A 21,584-nucleotide genomic window follows, 5' to 3' on the forward strand; every position below is an offset into this window, starting at 1 on the left:
GAGGCCGAAGCACGCTACTATGCCAGCCTTGAGGCCATGTCCTTAGCCGCGTAACTTAAACCAAATGGCCTCCGGGAAACCCGGTGCGGTTCACTGCCCATGCTTCGTCCGACAACCAGAACAGCGCCATCCTGACACTCCCGTGACCCACAACCACCGTGAATCACGAAATCCACTACGTATCAATCTGTTTTGATTTAGTTTTGACCCTAGAACATCTGCGCCCCGTAATCGATCGACTTCTTTGCGGCCCCACGCGCCCACCCACCGAGCAAGAAGACGGGCACTGCGACCAGAAGCCAGGTCGCCGTCCCGCCCGATCCGCTGAGCAAGGTATAATTGCTGAGAGTCAGAAAGCCGACATAAACAAAGCCCACCACCGAAAGAACCGGAGCGATGACATTGGACCACCAACCATCGGGAACTCCAGCCTGTAGAAAGAACACCACGATCGAAATCGATGTGAGGATCAGGATCGAGATGAAGGACGCGGTGCCGAGCGCGGTAAACCAAGCAAAAACCACAGCGATCGGGTCGGCGCCTGCCAGAAGCCATGCCGCTACAATCAAGCCGGTGACCACTCCGTTCACGATGGCCGCGACCGAGGGCGCGCCCTTGGCAGAAACTGCTGCCAGTCGAGTCGAGAGAACGCCAGCCCGTCCGAGCGCGAAAAGGTACCGCGCAAACATATTAGCAAGGCCAAGCATCATTGCCACGAAGCTAGTGACGACCAGGACTTGCATGCTTAGAGCCAGCAGGTTCCCGGCATTTGTCTTCGCGAGGTCGAAAATGAAGTTCGCCGGATTTTTGGTGGCCGTCTCACGTATGGCGTCTATACCAACCGCGCCACCGATAACCCAGGTCGATATGCCATAGAAGGCGGCGACAAAAGCAATGGCTATGTAGAGCGCGCGCGGGATCGTCCGACGCGGGTCGCGGGCCTCCTCCGAGAAAACCACCGTCGCCTCGAAAGCGGTGAAGCATAGAAAGGCGAAGAGCAACGCCACACCGAGTCCCGATCCAAACAGGTTCTTGGCAGTGAAACCGGCGATACTGAACACACTGAGACCATGATGCGCCACGATCGCTACCAACAATATGGCGATGATCGCTGTTTCTAAGACAATCAACGCACCGAGCAGCTTCAGGCTTGCGTCTACACCTTGCGCTGTAAGGAGCGTCACAAAAACGATGAACAAAACAATCCAAAGCAGCGGCGGCGTGTTGGCCCCCCCCAGAGTCGCTATCAGTACCTGTGCAAAGACGCCGAACTGGGCCCATAAGCCAACCTGGAGTGCCAGATAGGTCAGGATGGCGAGGCCGGCGCCCGCAGTTGCCCACTTGTTGCCTATACCTTTTGCAATATAGGCAACAAAGCCGCCTGCATTGGTGATCTGTAGGCTCATTCGCAAGTAACCGACGGCGAAGAGCCCAATAAGGATGGCTGCCATGATATAGGTCAAGGGTGCGGCGGGTCCGACAGCCGAAAATATCACCGGGCTCGCTCCGATAACCGCGGCCATGGGAGCAGCCGCCGCAATTACAAAAAACGCGATCGCCAGAGCGCCCAGCTTGTTCTTGGCGAGATGCAACGTAACGGGTTCGTCAATAGGCAGGGGGTGTGCGTCGTTTCCACCTGTGTAGTGCATTGTTCAGCCTCCATAGCCTATGCGCGGGATGAAGATGGCAATTGACAAACTGCACCAGCTCTGACTAGCGATACTGGCACCGCATTCGTTCGATCAGCCAGGCGATGGTCGGACTTCGTCAACCCCCGGCACTCTGCCGAAGTCAACCGCATACGCACCCATCGTTATGTTAACGAGATTACCGGTCGCCTGGTCTAATCCAAATTGAATGCCTACCGTTCGCCGAGCCGCAAGATCGATGAGCACCATGCCTTCGACGCCCACATTCTTTTCGAGCCATGAGAAGAGATACGTCTGCTCGCGCAACTTCCAGTAGATGCTTGTGTCGGTGTCACCAACTCCCAATTCTGCACCACCCATGCAGATCCAAGTGAACAGGTTCTCGTTCAGGTAAACGTGGTCATATACATCGTCCCTACTGTATGCATATCGAATTCGGCGGCCGATAAGCTCGAGGGTCCGTTCATGTGAACTGGCACCGGCGTGACCGGTTCCGACGACATGCCCCTGGAACCAATCTTGACGCGCAAGATGAGGGCTAGGCCCAAGACCGAGTTTGCCGACGGCCCCGGTTACCTGACCCGTGACCATATCCAAGGCCATGGTGACGACTACGGGATGATCCTCCTCCGTACGCCGATAGTGCAGAAAGAAAAGTCCCTGCTGCATTTCGAAGAGCTCGTACGACGACACACCGCGTTTGACAGTCGAAGACTCCTCGGACGTCCACTCAACCGCTTCGTCACAAAACGAGTGTTTCAGCCGATGGGTGACGTCAGGATGGGAGACTGATCGGCAAGCGAGCTCGATCACCTGTCCCGACAGTTTTTTTGACAGTGGCGGCCGGTACTCATCAAAGCCTTCTGCCATTTCGCTTAAGCCGGCCCAATCATCCTTATTCCAGCTGAAGCTGTTGATTGTGTTTTGCATATTTCCTCCCTATTCATTCACCGTTCATGCGGCTGTCATGTGCGTCTGCGAGGCTCACCAGATGGTCAACCTTTGATCACGTCCCTCACTGGCCTGCCCAGACTTAAGCTTGAAGCGCGGCCCACATTTCGCGGTCGCGCTCGGCAGTCCAAATACGCGGAGTTTCAATCCCGAGCGCTTCGTCATAAGCGCGGGCGACATTGAAGGGCAGACAATGCTCGTAGATCGCGAATGAACCGAAACGCGCGTCACAAGCCGAGCGGCAAGCCGCCATCGCCTCTTTCAACGAACCACCGCGCGCGGCGACAGCAGCAACCGAGCGATAAGTGGCGGTAACGAAATCCCGGGTCGCATCTAGTGCGGCGGCCACCTGCTCAGCACCAACCAGCGCATCGCCGCGGCCAGGCGCGATTGCCGTCGGCTGGAAGCGGGCGATCGCGTCGAGCGTCGCCGGCCAGTCATTGTAATGGGCATCTCCGCAGTAGCAGGCGGAATGATATTCAACGATGTCACCCGTAAACATTACACCAGCATCGGGTACCCAAGCCACGATGTCGCCTGCCGTATGAGCGCGGCCAAGCTGCATCAGTTCCACCCGGCGGGCGCCAAGGTAGATCGACATGCGGCCACTGAAGGTCAACGTGGGCCAAGTGAGCCCCGGCACACTGTCAGCTGCCTGAAACAGGCGCGGGAAGCGACCGAGCTCGCTCGCCCAATCCTCCTGCCCCCGTTCATGAATCATGCCTCTGGTTTTCTCGGAAGCAACGATCTCTGAGGCAAGATACGCGGAAGCGCCCAAAACGCGCACTGCGTGATAGTGCGATAGCACGACGTACTTGATCGGCTTGTCGGTCACCGTTCGAATTTTCTCGATTACCCGTGCCGCCATCACCGGCGTCGCCTGAGCATCTATGATCATGACACTATCGTCGCCGATGATGACACCGGTGTTAGGGTCCCCTTCCGCCGTGAAAGCATAAAGGCCAACGCCAATCTCGGTGAACGAAACTTTTTTCTCTGCGAGATCACCGGTCGAGGCAAAGCGGGATGTCGACATGTTAATCATCTTTCTTCAAAATCAAGTTGCCGTTCGGGCGCAGCATCGGCGAAAGCTTGGAGCGCGAGAGCAGCGCTCTCTACTGCAACGAGACGCGGATAGGATGAGAGGTCGAGACCAAAGCGACGCGCATTGTAGAGCTGCGGTACAATACAGAGGTCGGCGAGGCTCGGCCGGTCGCCGATCGCGAAGCGCCCGGCCGTCTTGGCCAGTCCACTTTCGATGGCGGCGAAGCCCTTCGCCATCCAATGACGGTTCCAGGCAGCGCGCTGCTCGACACCGGCGCCGAAAGTCTCGCTCAGTTGATCGAGCACGCGGAGATTGCCAATGGGGTGGATGTCGCAGGCGATGGCGAGCGCGATCTCGCGTGCAGCGGCGCGGCCGACAGGTTCTGTCGGTAGTAGCGGCGGCTGTGGATAGGTTTCATCGAGATAAGCTACAATGGCCAGCGATTGGCCGCATGTGATCCCGTTACTATCTTGGAACCACGGGACAAGCCCGTAGGGGTTGATACGCTGGAAGGCCTGGTCACGCTGTTTCCCCCTGCGGAGGTGAACAGGCACCATGCGGACAGAGAGACCTTTGAGGTTAAGGGCGATCCGCACCCGGTAAGCAGCACTGGAGCGAAAATAGCCGTAAAGAACACGGTCAGTCATCGCGCCATTCCTGGCGAATCGGGAAGGGAGCAGGGTCGATCTGGCCGAGGCAACTGCCAAACCCTATGCGGTAGCCCTCACCTTGGGCGAAGCCAGTCAGCGTGAGAATGTCCCCATCCTCAATAAAGCGCCGCTCAATTCCACCGCCGAGGCTGATGGGCTCTCGCCCACCCCAAGTGAGTTCAAGGAGCGATCCGCGATTCTCCCGAGCGGGGCCGGAGATTGTGCCGGAGCCTAGCAAGTCTCCCACCTGCATTCGGCAGCCGCCAATCGCGTGGTGGGCCAACTGCTGAGCAGCCGAGTAGTACATTTCTCGGTAATTGGTACGTGCGATTACAGTATCGGCATCCTGCTCTGCCGCGCGCATCCGTACCTCGAGCGCAATGTCATAAAGCATTGGGCCTGGCTCGCGGAGATAGGGCAACAGCGGCCGCTCTCGCTGTGGACCCGACACACGGAACGGCTCCAGCGCCGCCCGCGTCACGATCCAGGGGCTAATGCTGGTAGCAAAAGCCTTCGACTGGAACGGCCCGAGCGGCTGGTACTCCCAGGCCTGGATATCGCGAGCCGACCAGTCATTCAGTAGAACATAGCCGAAGATCAAGGCGTCCGCCTCAGCCACGCTAACTGGCGAGCCAAGCTCCGTGCCTTGACCGACCACGGCGCCCAACTCGAGCTCGATGTCGAGCTGTCGGCTCGGTCCGAAACTTGGCAAGTCGGCTTCTGCAGCCTTGGTTTGACCAAGCGGACGGCGGATCGGCGTACCGCTGACAACCACAGTCGAGGCACGACCGTTATAGCCGATCGGAATACTCAGCCAATTTGGAGGCAGCGCGTTCGCGGATCCGCGAAACATGGTGCCGACGTTCTGTGCGTGGTGGCGTCCCGCATAGAAATCCGTGTAGCCGGCCACCGTGAAGGGCAGCCGCATACGAAGCTCCGCCTGCGGGATCAGTGCGGTGTCAGCAAGTGCGGCGTCCTCTCGCAGCGCGCTCTCGCCGCCTTCGGCTAACAGGCTGGTCAGCTTTGCCCTCACCTCAGCCCAGCAGGCCGGTCCCAGCGCCATAAAGGCATTGAGGGAAGGTTCGTGAAACACTTGTGTTCGAAGTAAACCTTTCCGTTCTAGCGCCATGAGATCAAGCGCCAGGTCACCAATGGCCACGATGCACCGCGCCGGCTCGTCTGCGCGACCGCCAACGCCAAATGGCAGGTTGTTGAGCGGAAACGCTCCTTCAGGTGCGTTTGCACTATAGATCCAGCTGCGTAGGAGCATCACTTTAGGCCCGGCGTGCCATCAAACTTGCGAGCCAGCCCCGCCCAACATTCCGGATAATCGGGTCGCAAGGTGCTGAGATCGGCCGCAAAGCGAGTCAAAAGTTGCGGCAGGCGCGTCTCAAACATGAAGGCCATGGTGTTGGAGAGCTTCTGTGGCTGCAGTTCCATGCTGCTGGCTTTTTCGAAGGCCTCGGCATCAGGTCCGTGCGGCAACATGCAGTTGTGCAGGCTCATTCCGCCTGGAATGAAACCGCTTTCCTTTGCGTCGTAACGGCCGTAAATCAGCCCCATGAATTCGGACATGATGTTGCGATGAAACCAGGGCGGCCGGAAGGAATGTTCGGCAACAAGCCACCTCTCGGGGAAGATCACGAAGTCAACATTTGCAGTTCCCGCTTCGCCGGAGGGGGCGGTCAGCACGGTGAAGATCGACGGGTCCGGGTGATCAAACAGGATAGCGCCAACAGGTGAAAAGGTGCGCAGTTCGTATTTATAGGGTGCGTAGTTGCCGTGCCAGGCGATGACGTCCAACGGGCTATGATCGATATCGGACGCATGGAATTCGCCACACCATTTCATCACCAAGCGGCACGGAGCATCTCGATCCTCGAAGGCAGCTGTAGGGGTTTTAAAGTCGCGCGGATTGGCAAGACAGTTGGCGCCGATCGGGCCGCGTTCCGGTAGGGTGAATTTGGCGCCGTAATTCTCGCAGATGTAACCGCGGGCGGTGCCGTTCAGCGGTTCCACCGAGAAGATGAGGCCGCGCGGCAAGATGACGATCTCGGAAGGCCCCGCCTCGATCTCGCCGAGCTCGGTCTTAAACAACAGACGTCCTGACTCTGGCACTACCAGGAGTTCGCCATCGGCGTTCGAGATGTATTCATCCTCCATTGCGGAGTTGATGAGATAGACATGGGCCGCCATCCCCATCTGGGAATAGACATCGCCCGCAGTAGTCATGGTGCGGAGTCCGGTGAGGAATGTTGTTGGCTCGGTCGGCATAGGTACCGGATCCCACCGCAGTTGTCCTAGCGGAAGATCATGCGATATGATGTGCGGTGCACTCTTCCACAGGGGCAGTTCAATACGGTGGAATCGGCCGACATGCCTCACCGATGGGCGGATGCGGTAGAGCCAAGAGCGTTCATTGGCGCCGCGCGGTGCGGTAAAGGGCGAACCCGAGAGCTGCTCGGCATAGAGTCCATAGTTGCAGCGCTGCGGAGAGTTCTGTCCCTGGGGCAGTGCGCCAGGTAGGGCCTCGGTTTCAAAGTCATTGCCGAAGCCGGAAAGATAGGTACGTGACATGGCAATATTTCCTGGAAGCTTGTTCATGTCGTGTCAGACGCTTGCGCGGGCAAGATGCAGCGCCTCGCGCAAGACCGCGCGGTCGCCTATGTGGTTGGCCAGCAGAAGCACGAGCTTGCAGTTCATCATTGCGGCCGCCGCTTCATCCATACCGCGTTGGCTATCGATGAGTTCACGATAGAATCCGTCAGGATCGAGGATGTTTAGCGTTTGGATATTCATTCTTCTTGCTCCCGGTCGACCGCGATGGCACGTGCGAGTGCGGCTTCGATCAGGCTACAGTCGAAGCAACGCCAACGGGCGGCAACATATTGGTCCGGCCTGATGAGATAGGTGGTTCCTGGCTCGCCGTCATAGCGGGTGGTAAGCAACCCCTCGGAGTCCGCGATATCTTTGCCGACTGTGATAATTGACGCGGTGACGCGTCCAACGCTCACCGCGCTTACCGTCGGCTGTCTGCCGAAGGTCAGGACTCGGAAGCCGCCGCCGAGCGTGCTCAACAGCCAACCGGCCTCACCAGCAATGGTGATAGGCGCATCGGGGCAATTGGTGCCGGGTTTGACACCGCCCGCGAAAATATCACGGTCGGAGGTCGTTAGAGATGAGTCATCATAGGGGGTAGGCATCGACAGCCGACCGCTATTGACAAGCCGGCGGGCGAAGGGGGCGGTATGTGCGAGCTCGAGCGTCGCGTCGCGAAAAAGGCGGCTCGCCGGTGTTTTGGGCGAGATGAAGTCAGTCGCTTGGGTCGAGTTACGGATGTTGTCATCCGCTGCGAAAGCGCGTTCCTCGTGATAGGTGTCGAGCAGCGCCTCTGGCGCGTCGCCTTGCACGACAAGCTTGAGCTTCCAAACTAGATTGTCGGCGTCCTGCATACCGCTGTTGGCACCCCGCGCGCCAAAGGGCGAGACTTGATGAGCGGAATCCCCCGCAAAAATTACCCGCCCATGCCGGAACTGATCGATCCTACGGCAAGCGAATTGGTAAACGGAGGCCCACTCCAGCGTGAAGGGCCGCTCATCGCCCAGCATCGCCCGCACGCGGGGGATAATGCGATCAGGCTTCTTTTCCGCTTCGGCATCAGCATCGGGGCCTAGCTGGAAGTCGATCCGCCAAAGATTATCCGGTTGACGATGCAGCAGAACCGATTGGTGCGGGTGGAAAGGGGGATCAAACCAGAACCAACGCTCGGGAGGGAATGCTGCTTCCATCACAATGTCGGCTATCAGAAAGCGGTCATGGAAGACCTCTCCCGCAAACCGCGCACCAACCATCGACCGTATCGAGCTGTTCGCCCCGTCGCAGGCAATGACCCAATCGGCCTCAAGCGTGAAGGCGCCGTCCGGCGTTTCGACCGTCAGCGAGACATAGCCGTCGTGCTGGTGTAGGGCAGTGACTCGATGCTTCCACCGTAGATCGACGCAATCCGAGTCTGCCAAGGCGTCTACGAGATAATGCTCAAGATAATATTGCTGCAAGTTGATCATCGCCGGCATTTTGTGCCCAGAATCCGGCAGCAGGTCGAACTGATAGGCAAGCTTATCCTTAAAGAAGACTTTGCCAACTTTCCATTCAACACCTTTGGCGACCAGCCTGTCGCCGCACCCCAAACGATCCCACACTTCAAGCGAGCGCTTGGCATAGCAGACGGCACGAGAGCCGACTGAAACGGTATCATTGTCGTCAAGCAGAAGGGCGGGCAAGTCCTGCCGAGCGCAATCAAGTGCGGCGGTAAGGCCCACCGGCCCAGCCCCAACGATGACGAGGGGAACACGGCGTATTGTTCTATCCCGCTGCTCAGCGGATTGGCGATAGGTGAACCGAGGCTGTGTATAGGTCGTTGTCATGGCGGAGGTAGCGGTTCCGAGGGTTAGGGCCTTGACTGCCACAGCTCAGACCAGGACGGTCTGAATCGTCGTCATTTCCTTCAACCCCTCAATGCCGAATTCGATGCCTAGACCGGACTGCTTGACACCGCCAAAGGGCGCATTGGGTTGCACGGCGCCATGCTTGTTGATCCAAACCGTGCCGCATTCGAGGTGCCGGGCAACCGCTTTCGCCTGTTCAACGTCTCGGGACCACACAGAGCCGCCGAGGCCAAATTCGCTGGCATTGGCACGCGCCAACGCTTCATCCAGATCACGGTAACGCACAAGTGGGAGCGCTGGCCCAAACTGCTCCTCGTCCACAAGTCGAATACCATTATCGACGTTTGTTACGATGGTTGGCGCATAGAAGAACCCCTGATCGCTGGTGCGCCTACCCCCGGCGACGACGCGACCGCCGTGACGGCGTGCATCCTCCACCAAATCCTCCACGAGGTCGCGCTGTTTGGCGTTCTGTAATGGCCCCAGAACGCTGTCTTCCTGCCGTCCATCACCGACCTTGATGCCTTCTGCGATCGCAACCAGAGCATCGGCAACATCTTTATATAGACTCTCATGAACATACAGGCGCTTCAGCGCCGCGCAGGTCTGGCCGTTGTTGATGAAAGCGCCCCAGAAAAGCCCCTCCGCGATTGCTGCGGGATCGGCATCGGGAAGAACGATGCCGGCGTCGTTCCCACCCAGTTCCAGCGTCAGCCGCTTTAGTGTCGGGGCGGCGGCGCCCATAACCGTGCGGCCAATTCGTGTGGAGCCGGTAAAGACGATCTTGTTGATATCCTCGTGCGCAGCCATCTGCCCACCGAGCTCGCCTGGGCCCGTTACGCAATTGACAACGCCCGGCGGCAGTACCGTGTTTATGATCTCGACGAGGCGCATGGTGGAAAGCGGCGTGAGGCTTGATGGCTTGATAACAAGCGTGTTGCCTGCGCGCAGCGCGGGCATTATGTGCCAGCACGCAATCATCACCGGCCAGTTCCATGGCGTAACAGAACCGACGATGCCGATCGGTTTGCGATGCAACTCGACCCGCCCATCAGGCGTGTCCTGAAGGACCTCGACCGGAAGATCAAACTCTGCGGTCGCCCGTGCCCAAGCTTGGGCGCCCCCGAGTTCGAACCGAGAGCCGAGGCCGTTCAGCGGCTTACCCTGCTCGAGGGTGAGCAGAAGTGCCAGCTCCTCAGAGTGGAGTGCGATCGCATCTGCAAGCCGGTCAATGATAGCCGCAAGCTCGCCGCTCGATTGCGCGGCCCAGCAAGGGAATGCCGCGCGGGCAGCGACCACGGCACGGTTCAATGCGTCTTGATTGCCAAGGGGCATTTGCCCGACGAGGCTTCCATCAGCCGGATTACGGATGTCTATGGATTCTGGAGCAACGACACGGCTGCCATCAATGACCATAGCATAATCGGACATGGCGCTTCTTCTCCCACTTGCTTTTGAGAGAGTTTAGCGGCGCAGCTAGGATAAGCGTCTTGGATTGAGGCGCGCCAATGATTGGACTCAGACGCGGCGCGCTTAGAATTTCTATCTCTGTCTTTGAACGAAAAGGGCGCCAGGAGGGCAGCCGAATTCGGCGCGAAAGCAGCGGTTGAAATAGGAGATGTCACTGAAGCCGCAGTCGAAGGCAATGGTGCTAATACTTAAACCTCTATCAGGGGCACTCGCGTGGGCAATGAGCCTCTCTCGCGCGAGGCGCAAGCGTCGCGCGCGGATTGTAAGCGCACAGGTCGTGGCAATCGCTTGAAAGTCTTCTTGAAGGCGCCTAAGCGAGACGCCCAAGCTTTCCGCTACAAAAGGTGGGGTAAGTCCTGAATCCGTGAGGTTACGGTCGATTAGCTCCAACGCTCGGTCGAGTCGGCTACGTGTTGCCGGATCAATCCACGCATGCTCGGTCGGTTGCGTGAAAGAGAGACGCACGCTGCTCAAAACGAGCTCGCGCAATGTCCGGGCTGCGGTGGCCGTTGTTTTGGTGTCATCGAGCAAAGTTTCTAGCAAGCCGCTTAGCACTCCCGACATCGCGTCCCGCCGTTCGAGCACCCTACCAATAGCCGGAACACTGCCCGACGACAGTAAGATCTGCCGTGGCAAGTGCAGCGAAAGCTGATCCGAAAGAGCGCCCGAAAAGCGGAAGTCGAGCGGTAGAGTAGAGTCGATAAGAACTACGTCCCCTCGGTTAAGTCTTACCAAGCTTCTACCAAGATCCATCTCGCAAGTTCCTGCCTTCTGCAGGATCAGGAAGAAGTATTCGTTTTGATCACGCCGGATGTCTTCCTGGCTGCGAGAGATACGAGGCGCGTTGTGGATGATCCGCGCGCAATCAAGCCCACCAGCCGATTTCCGGGTCGCTCTGCCACCGACACCTTCACTACCCGTTGCAACGGGCTCGAACCGGCCGCAGATAGACTGAAGTTCCGCACGCCAGTCATCAAGATCTAGGCGGCGAAGCTGTCTTGATCGGGATGCTACATGTGAATGCACGGGCCAGAAGCCTAGTGGCGTGAGCTTTTTGAAACTCTAGCATAACCTTGTCACGATTGCCATCCTAATTGGGCATTGTCACGGTAGCTGGCGGGCGGCCCGGTTCTGGGCAAGGATAGAGGAATGAAGAAGCCGCCCGACCCGCACTATCGCCATCGCTTTCCGGCCGAGCTGATCAGCCACGCGGTGTGGCTCCATCAGGTCTTCAGCCCGAGCTTTCGGGATGTCGAGCTGATCCTGGCCGAGCGTGGCGTGATCGTCTCCTACGAGAGCATTCGGCGGTGGTGCCTGAAGTTCGGCGCGGGCTTCGCGAACAGTCTGCGCCGGCGCCGACCCAGACCCGGTGACAAATGGCACCTGGATGAGGTCTTCATCCGAATCCAGGGCGAACTGCACTACTTGTGGCGCGCCGTCGATCAAGACGGCATCGTGCTCGATATCCTGGTGCAGCGCCGCCGCGACGCCGGGGCGGCGAAGCGCTTCTTCAGGCGGCTGCTGAAGTGTCTACGGTATGTAGCGCGTGTCCTGATCACCGATAGGCTGGGAAGCTATAGCGTGGCAAAGCGTGAGTTGCTGCCTGATGTCGAGCATCGGAAGAGCCGCTACCTCAACAATCGCGCGGAGAATTCCCACCGACCAACCCGCCGACGAGAGCGGCAGATGCAGAGGTTCAAGTCGCCATCGCAGGCGCAGTGCTTCCTGTCGGCGCATGCTTTCATCTATGGCCACTTCCATCCCCGACGTCACCGGAGCACCGCCAGGAACTACAGGGTCGCGCGTCTCGCCGTCCGCCGCAACCCTTACCAGGACTGAAGCCCTGAAATCGAGGTGCCGATCGTCTTCCCCCAGCACAAGCTCCCGCTCCGAACGCGACAGGACAGGAAAGAACGCCATGGTCGCGAGACCTTCGGATGCGGCATCCTTCCGTATCCGCCGGGAGGATTTTACGCCACCCACCGACACGACAGCGTCGCGAATGCCAAGCAACTCCCGAAACCAGGCCGGCGGATGTTCCAAAGCCTCGCGCGCCAGGTCTGGCCGCCCGGCTGTCCGAGCGGCTCGACGCGCTTCACGAGGCACGCGAGACGGTGCTGCGGGCCAAGGAAAGCCGCGGCACCGCTCTCGTCCTGGCCAAGCAGGCGACGGTTGCAGCCGCCTTCGCCGAGACGAAGATCAGGCTGCAGGCCCGTCAGAGCAGCGCGACCATCTTCGATCGGCGGGCTTTCGCGACTGGGCGACAGGCGGGAGATGGCATCAACCTCCGCCGGCCCCTCGAAGATGGGTCGTCGCTGCTGCTGCGGTGATGGCATTGGCACGGGACTATCAACGGAGCCGCGTCTATGCCTGGGAGCGAGCGGCGTTAGTGCCGCATGACCCGACGACCATCGCGCGGAGCCAGGCGCAAGCCATGGTCAACGCCATCTGGGCGGACCTCGGTCGTAGCTATCCGCCCAAGGTGCGTCCGCTGTCGTGGCACGCAGCGACGCTGCTTGGCCGTGCTGATCGGCTGACCATCGAGCTGCCACCGCGGTGCCCCTCATGGTGCCTGCTGCATGAATTGGCTCATACCATGACCTCGACCCTGGAGGACGACAGCGACGGCCACGGTCCCAACTTCATGGCCGCCTATATCACATTGCTCACCCGCTACCTGCGCCTTGATGCCGCGGCCCTCCGCAGGCGCGCGGCAGAGGCGGGTATCGACGTCGCTTCCTCGCCGGAAGCATAGGCCCTGCTGCCTCCCGCTGTCGTGGCTGCGGGAGCACACAATTGCTAACGCGGAAAAAGCCCGCACTCCACGGACGATGACCCAGAGCACGATGCCAGCGGGTAGGAAGGGCTATCGGTTGGCAAGAGCAAGGCGCAAGAGACAGTCTTCTAGCAGCTTCTAGCGGGAAAGCAGTTCGCGATCAGACGCGACGATTTCGGCAGGTCGACGCGGGAGAGCAGCGGCCATTGATGCCAGGAACGATGCAAAAGAGGCTCTAACGTTCGAGAGTTAAACAATTTATTCATGAATCGCATAAGTCGTATCCGTGTTCTAATCTTGAAAAGCTCCTCATATATTACCGTTCGACGGGTGATCATCACCCAGACGGACCGAAATCGGCCCTTCGAACTCTTAGGAGCTGAGCGATGAAAAGCATGTTTGTGGTGGGTGCGCTGACTATCGGTATGGCGAGCGCCGCTCTCGCCGGGCAGACTGCTTCGGCAAGCAGCCAGGGTGTCGTGATGCCGAACCAGCGGGCTTCCTATCTGGCTCACTACACGCTCGCGCAGAACGATGTGGTGATGCCAAACCAGCGGGCTTCCTACCTCAAGCACTATGATCTCGCCTAACGGCCTCCGCCTTAGGCAGGTTTTGCGGAAGCCCCCCCTTGCGGGGTCTTTTGCGTTGGAGGGCGCAGGGCTTTCAGCTGTAGGCGTGCGGCGAGGACAGGATACGCAGGCAACAATTCAGTGCCGGCTCGCCGACGTTCTAGTTCCGCAGTCATAACGGAGCACAGCGGCGCTGCCCCAGGTCAGCCACAGACCGGCACGTAGCTTGGGCGCATCTCACGGGCTCCATGGGCCCAGGAGGCACCCTGAGCATGTCGAGGCCAGTCTCACCCCATGGCCGGGGTAAAAGAGCCTGCAGCATCGCCGGAATTCGGGCGCACGCGGGAGGATGTCTACCTCATCGAGTGCCACGGAACGCGGGGCGAGGTGTATAGGCCTGTACCGGTGAGGGGAAAGACGAGGGATATTTCCATCAAGAGTTTACACCGTAAACCTCGCAGAAGAGTATTTATGTTAAATGGTTGAGGCGCGGGGCCGCCGATCGAATTCCATCGAGTGCCCAAAGTTTATTCGGCAACAATCGGGCTCATGTAGTCCCGAAAGCGCTTCACTTTGCCGCTGACATGCGTGATGAACCAGACATAGCCGAGATCGAAGGGTTCATCATCAGGTAAGCGGTGGTGGCTGCCACGGGCCTCGACGATCAGCTCATCACCAAGTTCGCGCACGGAAAGGATGCGCATTGTGCCGAACCGAATGAGTGTAGGTAGACGACCCATATAGGCCGCGATTTCGTCACGGCCTTGCAGACGCTGCGGTCTTCCTGCCGGCGCAAAGGGAAATTCATGGACGCCATCGGAGGCATAGATCGTCATGTAACTCTCGATGTCGCCGATCTTCAGCGCTTGCAGTGCATCGGCGAGCCAGGCGGGCAAGGTAGGGGTTGGCGACATGAGATGCTCCTGGTAAGAATTCCGGACTATGAGTCCGTCATTCTCCTCTTTATCGGACTTTGAGTCCGAAACTGTCAAGCCCCGCAAGGGACGGCCTGCGAACGCGCCGGATAGGCTGCTGTCCGCGGCTGATGTCGTGTTTGCTCGTTCGGACACACCATTCAGCGTCACCATGGACATGATCGCGACAGAGGCTGGCGTCGGGAAGGCCACTCTGTTCCGCGCTTTCGGTCATCGCGATGGGCTGCTTGATGCGCTCTGGGCGGCCAAGCTGGGACCTCTCGCCAAAGCGGTCGAGCACGGCCCACCTCCCCTTGGGCCACACACTGATCCTGCAACGCGCGCTATAGCCTTCCTTGAAGGGCTGCTGCGCTTCAAGCTTGCGAATCGCCATCTCATCAAGGCTCGCGAGATCGGACCAAACTTTCTCCAGTCAGAACGCTATCGATGGATGCATGGCCTGTTGACCGAGAGCTTGCACCAAGCGGCGCCGGAGGCTGGATCTCCGCGTTGTGGCCACGCGGCTCATACGCTGCTGGCCGGGCTGCATATCGATGTGCTGGACGAGAGCCTGGCTGGTGGAATGACCGTTCAAGAATTGGAACAGGCGCTTAGAGATCACGTACTTGCCATGCTCACAACGCTACGCCGAAAAACCTCGCCCAAGGCACGACAACCCTTCGAGCGGAGCCGGCGACCGACCGTGCCGAAGCGGTGGGAAACTGCTGACGCCAGCGAATGACCGAACACGTCCGACACCGCCCACCGATCCTGACAAGGGCTCCCGAAACGCGGAGATGCCGAATGGCGAGCATTGGGAACGACGTCATCCGTACCCCAAGATGCACGGGGATGACGGTCGTCTTGCGTGCACGCCCGGTGGGGACCGAAGGGTATATGTGCGTGGCCATGGCTGATCCGGAGGCGAGAGCGGCGTGACCGAGGTTTCCCCTTCTCTCAGCACACCCCCGGTCGGCTATACGGATTGGCTGGCCGAACTGAAGGGGCGCATCCATGCCGCGCAACAGCGCGCGGCACTCGCCGTTAACCGCGAGCTCGTGCTGCTTTACTGGCAGATCGGGCGCGATATTCTCGGCCGACAGGCGGAGCAAGGCTGGGGCGCCAAGGTCATTGACCGGCTGGCAGCGGATCTGCGTACGGCCTTCCCCGATATGAAGGGATTTTCCCCGCGCAACTTGAAGTATATGCGCGCGTTTGCCGAGGCTTGGCCAGACGAATTATTTGTGCAAGGGGTGCTTGCACGATTGCCCTGGTATCATCAGCTCGCACTGCTCGACAAATTACCTGGCCCCGAGACCAGGCGATGGTACGCCGCTCAAGCCATTGAACACAACTGGTCGCGCAATGTGCTCGTGATGCAGATCGAAAGCCGTCTGCTCGAGCGTAGCGGCGTTGCCATCACGAATTTCCCGGCCACGCTGCCTGCCCCACACTCCGACCTCGCTCGTGAATCGCTCAAAGACCCATACCGCTTCGATTTCCTTGGCCTGACTGACGAGGCACAGGAGCGCGACATTGAGCATGCGCTCGTCAGGCATGTAACGGAATTCTTGCTAGAGCTTGGCGCGGGGTTCGCCTTTGTCGGACGACAAGTCTTGCTGGATGTGGGCGGTGAAGAGTTCTTCATTGACTTGCTATTCTACCATCTCAAACTGCGCTGCTATGTCGTCGTTGAATTGAAGGCGGGCAAATTCAAGCCCGAGCATCTCGGGCAACTGAGCTTTTACCTCACGGCGGTCGATCGCCAGGTCAGAGACGAGCATGACAACCCGACCATCGGTCTGCTGCTTTGCAAGAGCAGGAACAAGGTGGTCGCCGAATACGCACTGGGGGATAAATCACAGCCTATGGGCGTCGTCGAATACAAGCTGGCCCAATCGCTTCCAGCCGAACTGCAAACCAGCCTGCCTAGCATCGAGCAGATCGAGCGCGAGCTCGCTGGAATGGATGCTGAAGGAAACTCCCGGGAGTAAGTGGCGAACGCTTGATGCGCTTCGGCGAAGGAAGGACGAGCCATGAGCGACAATCGTGGGCTGCCGGACACCATGGTTTGTGAAGCGTGCGGCACAACGGTGCCAGAATACGACGTCGTGAGCTATGGCTCGATTGAGTGCGGCTACCGTGCGCTTTGCACAAACTGCTTTAACGCCGAGGTTGCAGGCGCTTTGGGTCTGGAGCACTTCGAGCACACCCCGCTCGCCCCCGTGGTGATGACCGACTGCGCCGGGGACCAACATGAATTTCATTTCAGAACGAGACTTCTGGGGGAGATCATGGTTCTCGAGGCTTTTGAACTCGAGGCCGATGTGCCGGGTGGGTACCAATTCGAAATCGTGGGTGAACCAGCGGACGAACCATTGGTCCTGCTTGGCCGCCTGATCGAGCGGATGCGCCGCAGCCTGTCCGTCCGGTATCTTGAAAACGGCGAGCACGGCGTCCAAATCACTGATCGGACGGTCTGCGGCCGGATCGAATGGGACGCAGCCGAAGAAGGCCGGACGCCGCTGCTCGTAATCGACGGCCAGGAAATCTCCTGGGACGACTTCGGACGCTCACTGATGACTTTCGAAGGCTGGCAATTTCGCCTGGAAATCCGCGATCGGAGCGAGGCACCTTAACTGCCCCCGCGCGAGTGACTGACGTCCGCTATGTCGCGACGGGTCTGACGCCGCGCGACTATCGGCTTTCGGCGCTGGGAAGAAGGCTGATCGCCCCACGCAACCATGATACGCGCCAACTCAACTCCGTCGACCAGAAATCTCGATCCGCTTTGCCAATCTGGTCCTGCTACGCCCGCTGCGCGGGCGCGAAAACATTGCGAGTCACGTATATCCAACGTCCACGCTACAGATTTTCCAGCGCAGGGTGGCAATCTGCCGGCCTTGAGGTATTCTGCTCCTTCTTTCGTCGCCCAGGAGAATCGTGTGGCCCTTCCCGCCCCTGACACCGAACTCGGCCATCATGTGTCTGCCATCGTGTCATCCTATGCCGGGAACCACCAAATTGCCGTGCTTGAACTGCCGGCGCTCATTCAGTCAGTTTACGACACCTTGGCTCAGCTAGCGGCGGGCACGCCGGAGCCCGAGGCCCTTACCCAAGAGCCGGCTGTTCCCATTAGGAAGAGCGTTTTTTCCGACTACATCATCTGCTTGGAAGATGGCAAAAAGCTACTTATGCTGAAACGGCACTTGCGGGTGACGTACAATATGACCCCTGAGGACTATCGAGCCAAATGGGGTCTACCGGAAAGCTATCCTATGACCGCACCGCGTTATGCTGAGAAGCGCTCTGCTCTCGCTAAATCGATAGGTTTGGGGCAAAAAAAGGTGCCAGTGCCCGCTACCGTCTCGGCACCTGAAATTCAGAAAATTCCTCAGGGACGTCGAGGAACGCGGCGGCCGCGATCCACTAGCGAAGCATGAGGAATGGCCCGACTGCATCGGGCCTTTCTCACCAAGGAAACGCCTAGTTTCAAATTCGGTGTCTGAAGGGCGGAGCCCAACGAGATTGTAGGCCAGCTCTTGCTATCGAGGTGTCCTATAAGGTTGTGCTCAGCCGCCCCGCGACGGTGATGACAGCCATTCCCCAAGCTTGCTCCAGCGCCGGCGCGAGTTGCTGTTTTTGACGGCAATGGCCAAGGCCCGACGCTGTCCCACGAGGACGACGAGCTTCTTGCCGCGTGTTACCCCGGTGTAGATCAGGTTCCGGGCCAACATCGCATAGTGCTGGGTGAATACCGGGATGACGACGGCCGGATACTCGGAGCCCTGGCTCTTGTGGATCGTCGTCGCATAAGCCAGCACAAGCTCGTCAAGCTCGCCGAAACTGTAGGTCACTTCACGGCCGTCGAAGATCGCAACCAGTTCGCCCTCCTCCGTATCGATCTTTGACACGACGCCGAGATCACCGTTGTAGACCTCGCGCTCATAGTCGTTCGCGGTCTGCATCACCTTGTCGCCGGGGCAGAATGTCCAGCCGAACCGCTCCACCTTGATCTCGCCTGGTGGATTGAGCGCCTTCTGAAGCTCGATGTTCAAAGAACGGGCGCCCATTCCGCCCCGGTTCATCGGGCACAACACCTGGATGTCTCTGATCGAATCAAATCCGAAGCGGGCTGGCACCCGTCGCTGCACGATCGCGAGCAGCTTGTCGACACCATCGTCGGGATCGGCGGCGTCGACAAAGAAGAAGTCTGTCGCATCCTGCGGCTGTGGCTCGGGCATGAGTCCGCGATTGATCCGATGGGCATTGACGACGATCTGGCTTTCTGCGGCCTGCCGAAACACCTCGGTCAAGCGCACAACGGGGATGCTGCCGGAGTTGATGATGTCAGCCAGCACCTGACCGGGTCCGACGGAGGGAAGCTGGTCAACGTCACCGACCAGCAGCAGCGCCGCCGTATCAGGCAGCGCGCGGAGCAGGGCCCGCATGAGCGGTACGTCCACCATCGAGCTCTCGTCCACGACGAGAAGGTCGCAACTCAAGGGATTGTCCTCGTTGCGCTTGAAGCCACCGTTGCTCGGATCGGCTTCCAGCAGCCGATGGATGGTTCGCCCCTCCAGCTTCGTGGTTTCGCTAAGCCGCTTGGCAGCCCGTCCGGTGGGCGCACAGAGGGCGACATCGATCCTCTTGGCCCGAAGGACCCGTAGAATGGCATTCACGAGGGTGGTCTTGCCCACACCCGGGCCGCCCGTGATGACGGTTACCTTCGATGCGACGGCGAGTTTGAGCGCTTCTTGTTGGCTGGCGGCCAACGCCAAGCCGGTTCGACCCTCGACCCACGGGATCGCTTTCGCCGTATCGATCGCGGACCAGGGTGGCTGGCCCGTGGCGAGGGCTTCCAGCCTCGCGGCGATTGCCTGTTCCGCGCGATAGAGGCCGGCGAGGAAGATGCAGCGTTGCTCGCCGAGACTGTCTGCGATAAGATCGCCGCTTTCGAGTTCCAGCTGCATGGCGGTCATCACGAGAGGGGGCGTCACCTCCAGCAACTTGGCGGTCGCAGTGACTACCTCAGCCTCTGGGAGGCCGCAATGTCCTTCTCCTGTGGCCTCGGCCAGCGCGAAGGATATACCCGCCCTCACCCGGATCATGGCCGTCGGCTCGATCCCAAGCTTCTGCGCGACCTGGTCTGCGGTCCGGAAGCCGATTCCTCTGATATCGCGGGCGAGCCGATAGGGGTTTTCGGTGATCAGCTGCACCGCGTCGGCGCCGTAGGTCTTGTAGATCCGCACGGCGCGGGAGGTGCCGACCCCGTTCGTGTGGAGGAACAGCATGATCTCCCGGATGATCTTCTGTTCGGCCCATCCGGCGATGATGCTGGCCGCGCGTTTGGCGCCGATGCCCGTGACCTGGCGGAGCCGGTCAGGTTCATCCGTGATCACATCGAACACCGCCTCGCCGAAGGCCTGCACCAGCTTTTTCGCGTAGACGGGACCAATACCTCTGATCATGCCCGAGCCGAGATATTTCTCGATTCCTTCTCGGGTCGTCGGCTGAGTTGCTTTCAGGAAGTTGGCCTTGAACTGCAGGCCGTGGGTTCGGTCGTTGATCCAGGTGCCGGCCATCTGGATCCATTCGCCCGCGGAGATCGAGGCGGCGTGGCCGAGGACGGTTATGAGGTCCCGGTGGCCGCGGGCCTTCACCCGCAACACGCAGAAGCCATTGTCGGCATTGTGGAAGGTCACCCGCTCCACGGCGCCCGCCAGAGACTCAACGGGTGGGGACGAGGATGGACCCGTCATATAGGGGTGTCGCCAGAGAGGCGATGCCGGTGACGGGTGATAGGGAAATGCCGATCGGCGCTCCGCTCGAGGACGAGACGATCGCTGGTGTCAGAAGAGGGAGGAACAGGGTACGGCATCGCTCGCATGCGAACTCTCAGGCGAGGCGTCATTCGAGGCCGATATCCGTCACGGTGCAAGCGGCCGCAGGTTCGTGAAAAGCTCCATATCGCCCTGCTCGTCTTGCTTAGCGCCTCTCCCCACGATCCTTAGGCTTCCGTCCGGCAAGGGTCGCTGAAGCCTTAGCGCTTCGAGTGCCGGAGCAGACAGCCAATGGTCCACCTCGTCGGGCGTCCGGAGGATCACGGGCATGGCCTTGGGATGGATGGCGCCAACCTCCGCATTGGGCTCCGTCGTCAGGAAGCCGAAGATGTCGGCTGTGACCTCGCCCTCCTTGAGTTTTCGAACGGAGGTCCAGCGGGTCCAGATGCCGGCGAAGAAAGCCAGAGGCCGGCTCTCGTCGAACGCGAACCAGACGGGCGGCTTGGTTCCGTCAGGCAGGCGTTCATTCTCCGAGAAGCTGGTCCAAGGCACGACGCATCGGCTTTCGACACCAAGCCAGCGGCGCCAGTGCGGCGACTTCGTGTTGCGGATGTTGGTCACGCCGATGTCGGTCTTCCGGTTGCCGAGGAACTGCGGCGGTGTCGGCATGCCCCATCGTGCCAGCGCCAGTTCCCGTCCGCCCTCCGCGTTCCGGACGATCGGGGCGGCATAGTCTGGGAAGATGCCGGGCATGGGCGGGAGGTTGCCGGTCAGATCCGTGACAGCGCGCGTGAACTCTCGGATCGCTTGCTGGCCCTTGGTCTGCGAGTAGAGATTGCACATGCCCGTCTTCCTCCGGATGGCGTGCCATCAAGGTTGGCATGGCGAGCATCATGCCTGCTCCAGGGCCCGACGCGCTACTCGCCTTGTGATCCGCCGCCTCAATGAAAGCGGCGAGACAAGCGAGCCCTGCACGGCTTTGAGTCCGTTGAGAATCCGTGTCGAGCTGCAGAGCGGCCGCTTCAACGCGCTGCGCTCGCACGATTCTTGTTCTTGTTTTGTTCGAAGAGTCCGCATAGCTTCCGGCTATGGCCGACGACCCCCTTCCTCCTGTGCAGATCACGGACCTTGCGGCCGCCTCGCCCGACGAGATCGCCGAAGCCATCTCCTATGCGCTGCGCTTTGACGAGCGCGGTAAGCCCCGGAAAGGCGGGTGGGATTTCGCGGCAGGGCTCGCGGCGGAACGGCTGGCGGAACATCTCCGGCGCTCCGGCTTTATCCTGTTCAAGACCCGGCCGGGCCGGCCCCATTCGGCTGGCTGAGATCCTATGT

22 protein-coding genes and 1 pseudogene are annotated in these 21,584 nt (G+C 59.8%); 9 read left to right on the forward strand and 14 right to left on the reverse strand.

Going from position 1 to position 21,584, the window contains the following annotated elements:
- Window positions 1-209 precede the first annotated feature (209 nt).
- The 10 genes from ACYQ6W_RS19455 to ACYQ6W_RS19500 all read right to left on the reverse strand — a co-directional run bounded on the left by ACYQ6W_RS19455 (window position 210) and on the right by ACYQ6W_RS19500 (window position 11,236).
- Complete coding sequence (locus tag ACYQ6W_RS19455) at window positions 210-1,649, reverse strand: APC family permease (RefSeq protein ID WP_459677660.1); 1,440 nt, start codon at window positions 1,647-1,649, stop codon at window positions 210-212.
- Between the two features lie 93 nt (window positions 1,650-1,742).
- Window positions 1,743-2,579 carry a MoaF C-terminal domain-containing protein gene (locus ACYQ6W_RS19460; RefSeq protein ID WP_459677661.1) on the reverse strand — a complete coding sequence of 279 codons (837 nt, stop codon included), beginning with the start codon at window positions 2,577-2,579 and terminating at the stop codon, window positions 1,743-1,745.
- Between the two features lie 103 nt (window positions 2,580-2,682).
- The gene (locus tag ACYQ6W_RS19465; RefSeq protein WP_459677662.1) at window positions 2,683-3,636 is read right to left on the reverse strand and encodes an MBL fold metallo-hydrolase; all 954 of its coding nucleotides are present in this window, start codon (window positions 3,634-3,636) and stop codon (window positions 2,683-2,685) included.
- A 5-nt stretch (window positions 3,637-3,641) separates the two neighbouring features.
- On the reverse strand, window positions 3,642-4,292 hold the full coding sequence (gene maiA, locus ACYQ6W_RS19470) for a maleylacetoacetate isomerase (RefSeq protein ID WP_459677664.1): 651 nt from the start codon (window positions 4,290-4,292) through the stop codon (window positions 3,642-3,644).
- Window positions 4,285-5,565, reverse strand: coding sequence for a fumarylacetoacetase (gene fahA, locus ACYQ6W_RS19475; RefSeq protein ID WP_459677665.1), 1,281 nt, complete (start codon window positions 5,563-5,565; stop codon window positions 4,285-4,287). The genes maiA and fahA overlap by 8 nt, the downstream gene beginning before the upstream one ends.
- Window positions 5,565-6,872, reverse strand: a complete 1,308-nt coding sequence (hmgA, locus tag ACYQ6W_RS19480; protein WP_459677666.1) for a homogentisate 1,2-dioxygenase — start codon at window positions 6,870-6,872, stop codon at window positions 5,565-5,567. Before hmgA ends, fahA begins: the two co-directional genes overlap by 1 nt.
- 33 nt (window positions 6,873-6,905) lie before the next feature.
- Complete coding sequence (locus ACYQ6W_RS19485; protein WP_459677667.1) at window positions 6,906-7,094, reverse strand: DUF2783 domain-containing protein; 189 nt, start codon at window positions 7,092-7,094, stop codon at window positions 6,906-6,908.
- Entirely contained in the window at window positions 7,091-8,719 is a 1,629-nt protein-coding gene (locus ACYQ6W_RS19490) for an FAD-dependent oxidoreductase (protein WP_459677669.1), read from the reverse strand. Before ACYQ6W_RS19490 ends, ACYQ6W_RS19485 begins: the two co-directional genes overlap by 4 nt.
- Window positions 8,720-8,764: 45 nt before the next feature.
- The gene (locus tag ACYQ6W_RS19495; RefSeq protein ID WP_459677670.1) at window positions 8,765-10,171 is read right to left on the reverse strand and encodes an aldehyde dehydrogenase family protein; all 1,407 of its coding nucleotides are present in this window, start codon (window positions 10,169-10,171) and stop codon (window positions 8,765-8,767) included.
- Window positions 10,172-10,282: 111 nt separating this feature from the next.
- Complete coding sequence (locus ACYQ6W_RS19500) at window positions 10,283-11,236, reverse strand: helix-turn-helix domain-containing protein (RefSeq protein WP_459677671.1); 954 nt, start codon at window positions 11,234-11,236, stop codon at window positions 10,283-10,285.
- A gap of 123 nt (window positions 11,237-11,359) precedes the next feature.
- On the opposite strand from ACYQ6W_RS19500, the gene ACYQ6W_RS19505 reads away from it, so the two are divergent.
- A complete protein-coding gene (locus ACYQ6W_RS19505; RefSeq protein WP_459677672.1) occupies window positions 11,360-12,049 on the forward strand; it encodes an IS6 family transposase in 690 nt (229 codons plus the stop codon).
- A gap of 36 nt (window positions 12,050-12,085) precedes the next feature.
- Here the strand turns inward: ACYQ6W_RS19505 and ACYQ6W_RS19510 are convergent.
- A pseudogene (locus ACYQ6W_RS19510) lies at window positions 12,086-12,316 on the reverse strand (DUF2867 domain-containing protein); the annotation flags it as partial.
- 8 nt (window positions 12,317-12,324) lie between these two features.
- Between ACYQ6W_RS19510 and ACYQ6W_RS19515 the strand changes: the two are divergent.
- From ACYQ6W_RS19515 to ACYQ6W_RS19525, 3 genes are all read left to right on the forward strand, one after another.
- Entirely contained in the window at window positions 12,325-12,540 is a 216-nt protein-coding gene (locus tag ACYQ6W_RS19515; protein WP_459677673.1) for a hypothetical protein, read from the forward strand.
- Window positions 12,540-12,965 carry a hypothetical protein gene (locus ACYQ6W_RS19520; RefSeq protein ID WP_459677674.1) on the forward strand — a complete coding sequence of 142 codons (426 nt, stop codon included), beginning with the start codon at window positions 12,540-12,542 and terminating at the stop codon, window positions 12,963-12,965. Before ACYQ6W_RS19515 ends, ACYQ6W_RS19520 begins: the two co-directional genes overlap by 1 nt.
- A gap of 407 nt (window positions 12,966-13,372) precedes the next feature.
- Window positions 13,373-13,576: a hypothetical protein gene (locus ACYQ6W_RS19525; protein ID WP_459677675.1), complete on the forward strand. Its 204-nt coding sequence runs from the start codon at window positions 13,373-13,375 to the stop codon at window positions 13,574-13,576.
- Between the two features lie 506 nt (window positions 13,577-14,082).
- Here the strand turns inward: ACYQ6W_RS19525 and ACYQ6W_RS19530 are convergent.
- Window positions 14,083-14,469 carry a nuclear transport factor 2 family protein gene (locus ACYQ6W_RS19530; protein ID WP_459677676.1) on the reverse strand — a complete coding sequence of 129 codons (387 nt, stop codon included), beginning with the start codon at window positions 14,467-14,469 and terminating at the stop codon, window positions 14,083-14,085.
- Window positions 14,470-14,497: 28 nt separating this feature from the next.
- Between ACYQ6W_RS19530 and ACYQ6W_RS19535 the strand changes: the two genes are divergently transcribed.
- The 4 genes from ACYQ6W_RS19535 to ACYQ6W_RS19550 all read left to right on the forward strand — a co-directional run bounded on the left by ACYQ6W_RS19535 (window position 14,498) and on the right by ACYQ6W_RS19550 (window position 17,912).
- Window positions 14,498-15,211, forward strand: a complete 714-nt coding sequence (locus ACYQ6W_RS19535) for a TetR/AcrR family transcriptional regulator (RefSeq protein WP_459677677.1) — start codon at window positions 14,498-14,500, stop codon at window positions 15,209-15,211.
- Window positions 15,212-15,404: 193 nt separating this feature from the next.
- Window positions 15,405-16,463: a PDDEXK nuclease domain-containing protein gene (locus ACYQ6W_RS19540; RefSeq protein WP_459677678.1), complete on the forward strand. Its 1,059-nt coding sequence runs from the start codon at window positions 15,405-15,407 to the stop codon at window positions 16,461-16,463.
- A gap of 42 nt (window positions 16,464-16,505) precedes the next feature.
- Window positions 16,506-17,108 carry a DUF7713 domain-containing protein gene (locus ACYQ6W_RS19545; protein WP_459677680.1) on the forward strand — a complete coding sequence of 201 codons (603 nt, stop codon included), beginning with the start codon at window positions 16,506-16,508 and terminating at the stop codon, window positions 17,106-17,108.
- A 306-nt stretch (window positions 17,109-17,414) separates the two neighbouring features.
- Window positions 17,415-17,912, forward strand: coding sequence for a Ros/MucR family transcriptional regulator (locus ACYQ6W_RS19550; RefSeq protein WP_459677681.1), 498 nt, complete (start codon window positions 17,415-17,417; stop codon window positions 17,910-17,912).
- Between the two features lie 129 nt (window positions 17,913-18,041).
- Here ACYQ6W_RS19550 and recD2 read toward each other — a convergent pair whose 3' ends face one another.
- Together recD2 and ACYQ6W_RS19560 are read right to left on the reverse strand one after the other, a co-directional pair.
- Entirely contained in the window at window positions 18,042-20,231 is a 2,190-nt protein-coding gene (recD2, locus tag ACYQ6W_RS19555; protein ID WP_459677682.1) for an SF1B family DNA helicase RecD2, read from the reverse strand.
- A gap of 168 nt (window positions 20,232-20,399) precedes the next feature.
- Window positions 20,400-21,095 (reverse strand): SOS response-associated peptidase, encoded by a 696-nt coding sequence (locus ACYQ6W_RS19560; RefSeq protein ID WP_459677684.1) that lies wholly within the window; start codon window positions 21,093-21,095, stop codon window positions 20,400-20,402.
- Window positions 21,096-21,340: 245 nt separating this feature from the next.
- Between ACYQ6W_RS19560 and ACYQ6W_RS19565 the strand changes: the two genes are divergently transcribed.
- Window positions 21,341-21,574: a hypothetical protein gene (locus ACYQ6W_RS19565; RefSeq protein WP_459677685.1), complete on the forward strand. Its 234-nt coding sequence runs from the start codon at window positions 21,341-21,343 to the stop codon at window positions 21,572-21,574.
- The last annotated feature ends 10 nt before the right edge of the window (window positions 21,575-21,584 follow it).

It is taken from the genome of Acidisoma sp. 7E03 (assembly GCF_054665075.1).

What these genes read in the sequence shown, in the direction of transcription:
- ACYQ6W_RS19455 (WP_459677660.1), bottom strand. Translation starts at nt 1,649, where the DNA reads ATGCACTACACAGGTGGAAACGACGCACACCCCCTGCCTATTGACGAA.
- ACYQ6W_RS19460 (WP_459677661.1), bottom strand. Translation starts at nt 2,579, where the DNA reads ATGCAAAACACAATCAACAGCTTCAGCTGGAATAAGGATGATTGGGCC.
- ACYQ6W_RS19465 (WP_459677662.1), bottom strand. Translation starts at nt 3,636, where the DNA reads ATGTCGACATCCCGCTTTGCCTCGACCGGTGATCTCGCAGAGAAAAAA.
- maiA (WP_459677664.1), bottom strand. Translation starts at nt 4,292, where the DNA reads ATGACTGACCGTGTTCTTTACGGCTATTTTCGCTCCAGTGCTGCTTAC.
- fahA (WP_459677665.1), bottom strand. Translation starts at nt 5,565, where the DNA reads ATGCTCCTACGCAGCTGGATCTATAGTGCAAACGCACCTGAAGGAGCG.
- hmgA (WP_459677666.1), bottom strand. Translation starts at nt 6,872, where the DNA reads ATGTCACGTACCTATCTTTCCGGCTTCGGCAATGACTTTGAAACCGAG.
- ACYQ6W_RS19485 (WP_459677667.1), bottom strand. Translation starts at nt 7,094, where the DNA reads ATGAATATCCAAACGCTAAACATCCTCGATCCTGACGGATTCTATCGT.
- ACYQ6W_RS19490 (WP_459677669.1), bottom strand. Translation starts at nt 8,719, where the DNA reads ATGACAACGACCTATACACAGCCTCGGTTCACCTATCGCCAATCCGCT.
- ACYQ6W_RS19495 (WP_459677670.1), bottom strand. Translation starts at nt 10,171, where the DNA reads ATGTCCGATTATGCTATGGTCATTGATGGCAGCCGTGTCGTTGCTCCA.
- ACYQ6W_RS19505 (WP_459677672.1), top strand. Translation starts at nt 11,360, where the DNA reads ATGAAGAAGCCGCCCGACCCGCACTATCGCCATCGCTTTCCGGCCGAG.
- ACYQ6W_RS19520 (WP_459677674.1), top strand. Translation starts at nt 12,540, where the DNA reads ATGGCATTGGCACGGGACTATCAACGGAGCCGCGTCTATGCCTGGGAG.
- ACYQ6W_RS19525 (WP_459677675.1), top strand. Translation starts at nt 13,373, where the DNA reads ATGAAAAGCATGTTTGTGGTGGGTGCGCTGACTATCGGTATGGCGAGC.
- ACYQ6W_RS19530 (WP_459677676.1), bottom strand. Translation starts at nt 14,469, where the DNA reads ATGTCGCCAACCCCTACCTTGCCCGCCTGGCTCGCCGATGCACTGCAA.
- ACYQ6W_RS19535 (WP_459677677.1), top strand. Translation starts at nt 14,498, where the DNA reads ATGAGTCCGTCATTCTCCTCTTTATCGGACTTTGAGTCCGAAACTGTC.
- ACYQ6W_RS19545 (WP_459677680.1), top strand. Translation starts at nt 16,506, where the DNA reads ATGAGCGACAATCGTGGGCTGCCGGACACCATGGTTTGTGAAGCGTGC.
- recD2 (WP_459677682.1), bottom strand. Translation starts at nt 20,231, where the DNA reads ATGACGGGTCCATCCTCGTCCCCACCCGTTGAGTCTCTGGCGGGCGCC.
- ACYQ6W_RS19560 (WP_459677684.1), bottom strand. Translation starts at nt 21,095, where the DNA reads ATGTGCAATCTCTACTCGCAGACCAAGGGCCAGCAAGCGATCCGAGAG.
- ACYQ6W_RS19565 (WP_459677685.1), top strand. Translation starts at nt 21,341, where the DNA reads ATGGCCGACGACCCCCTTCCTCCTGTGCAGATCACGGACCTTGCGGCC.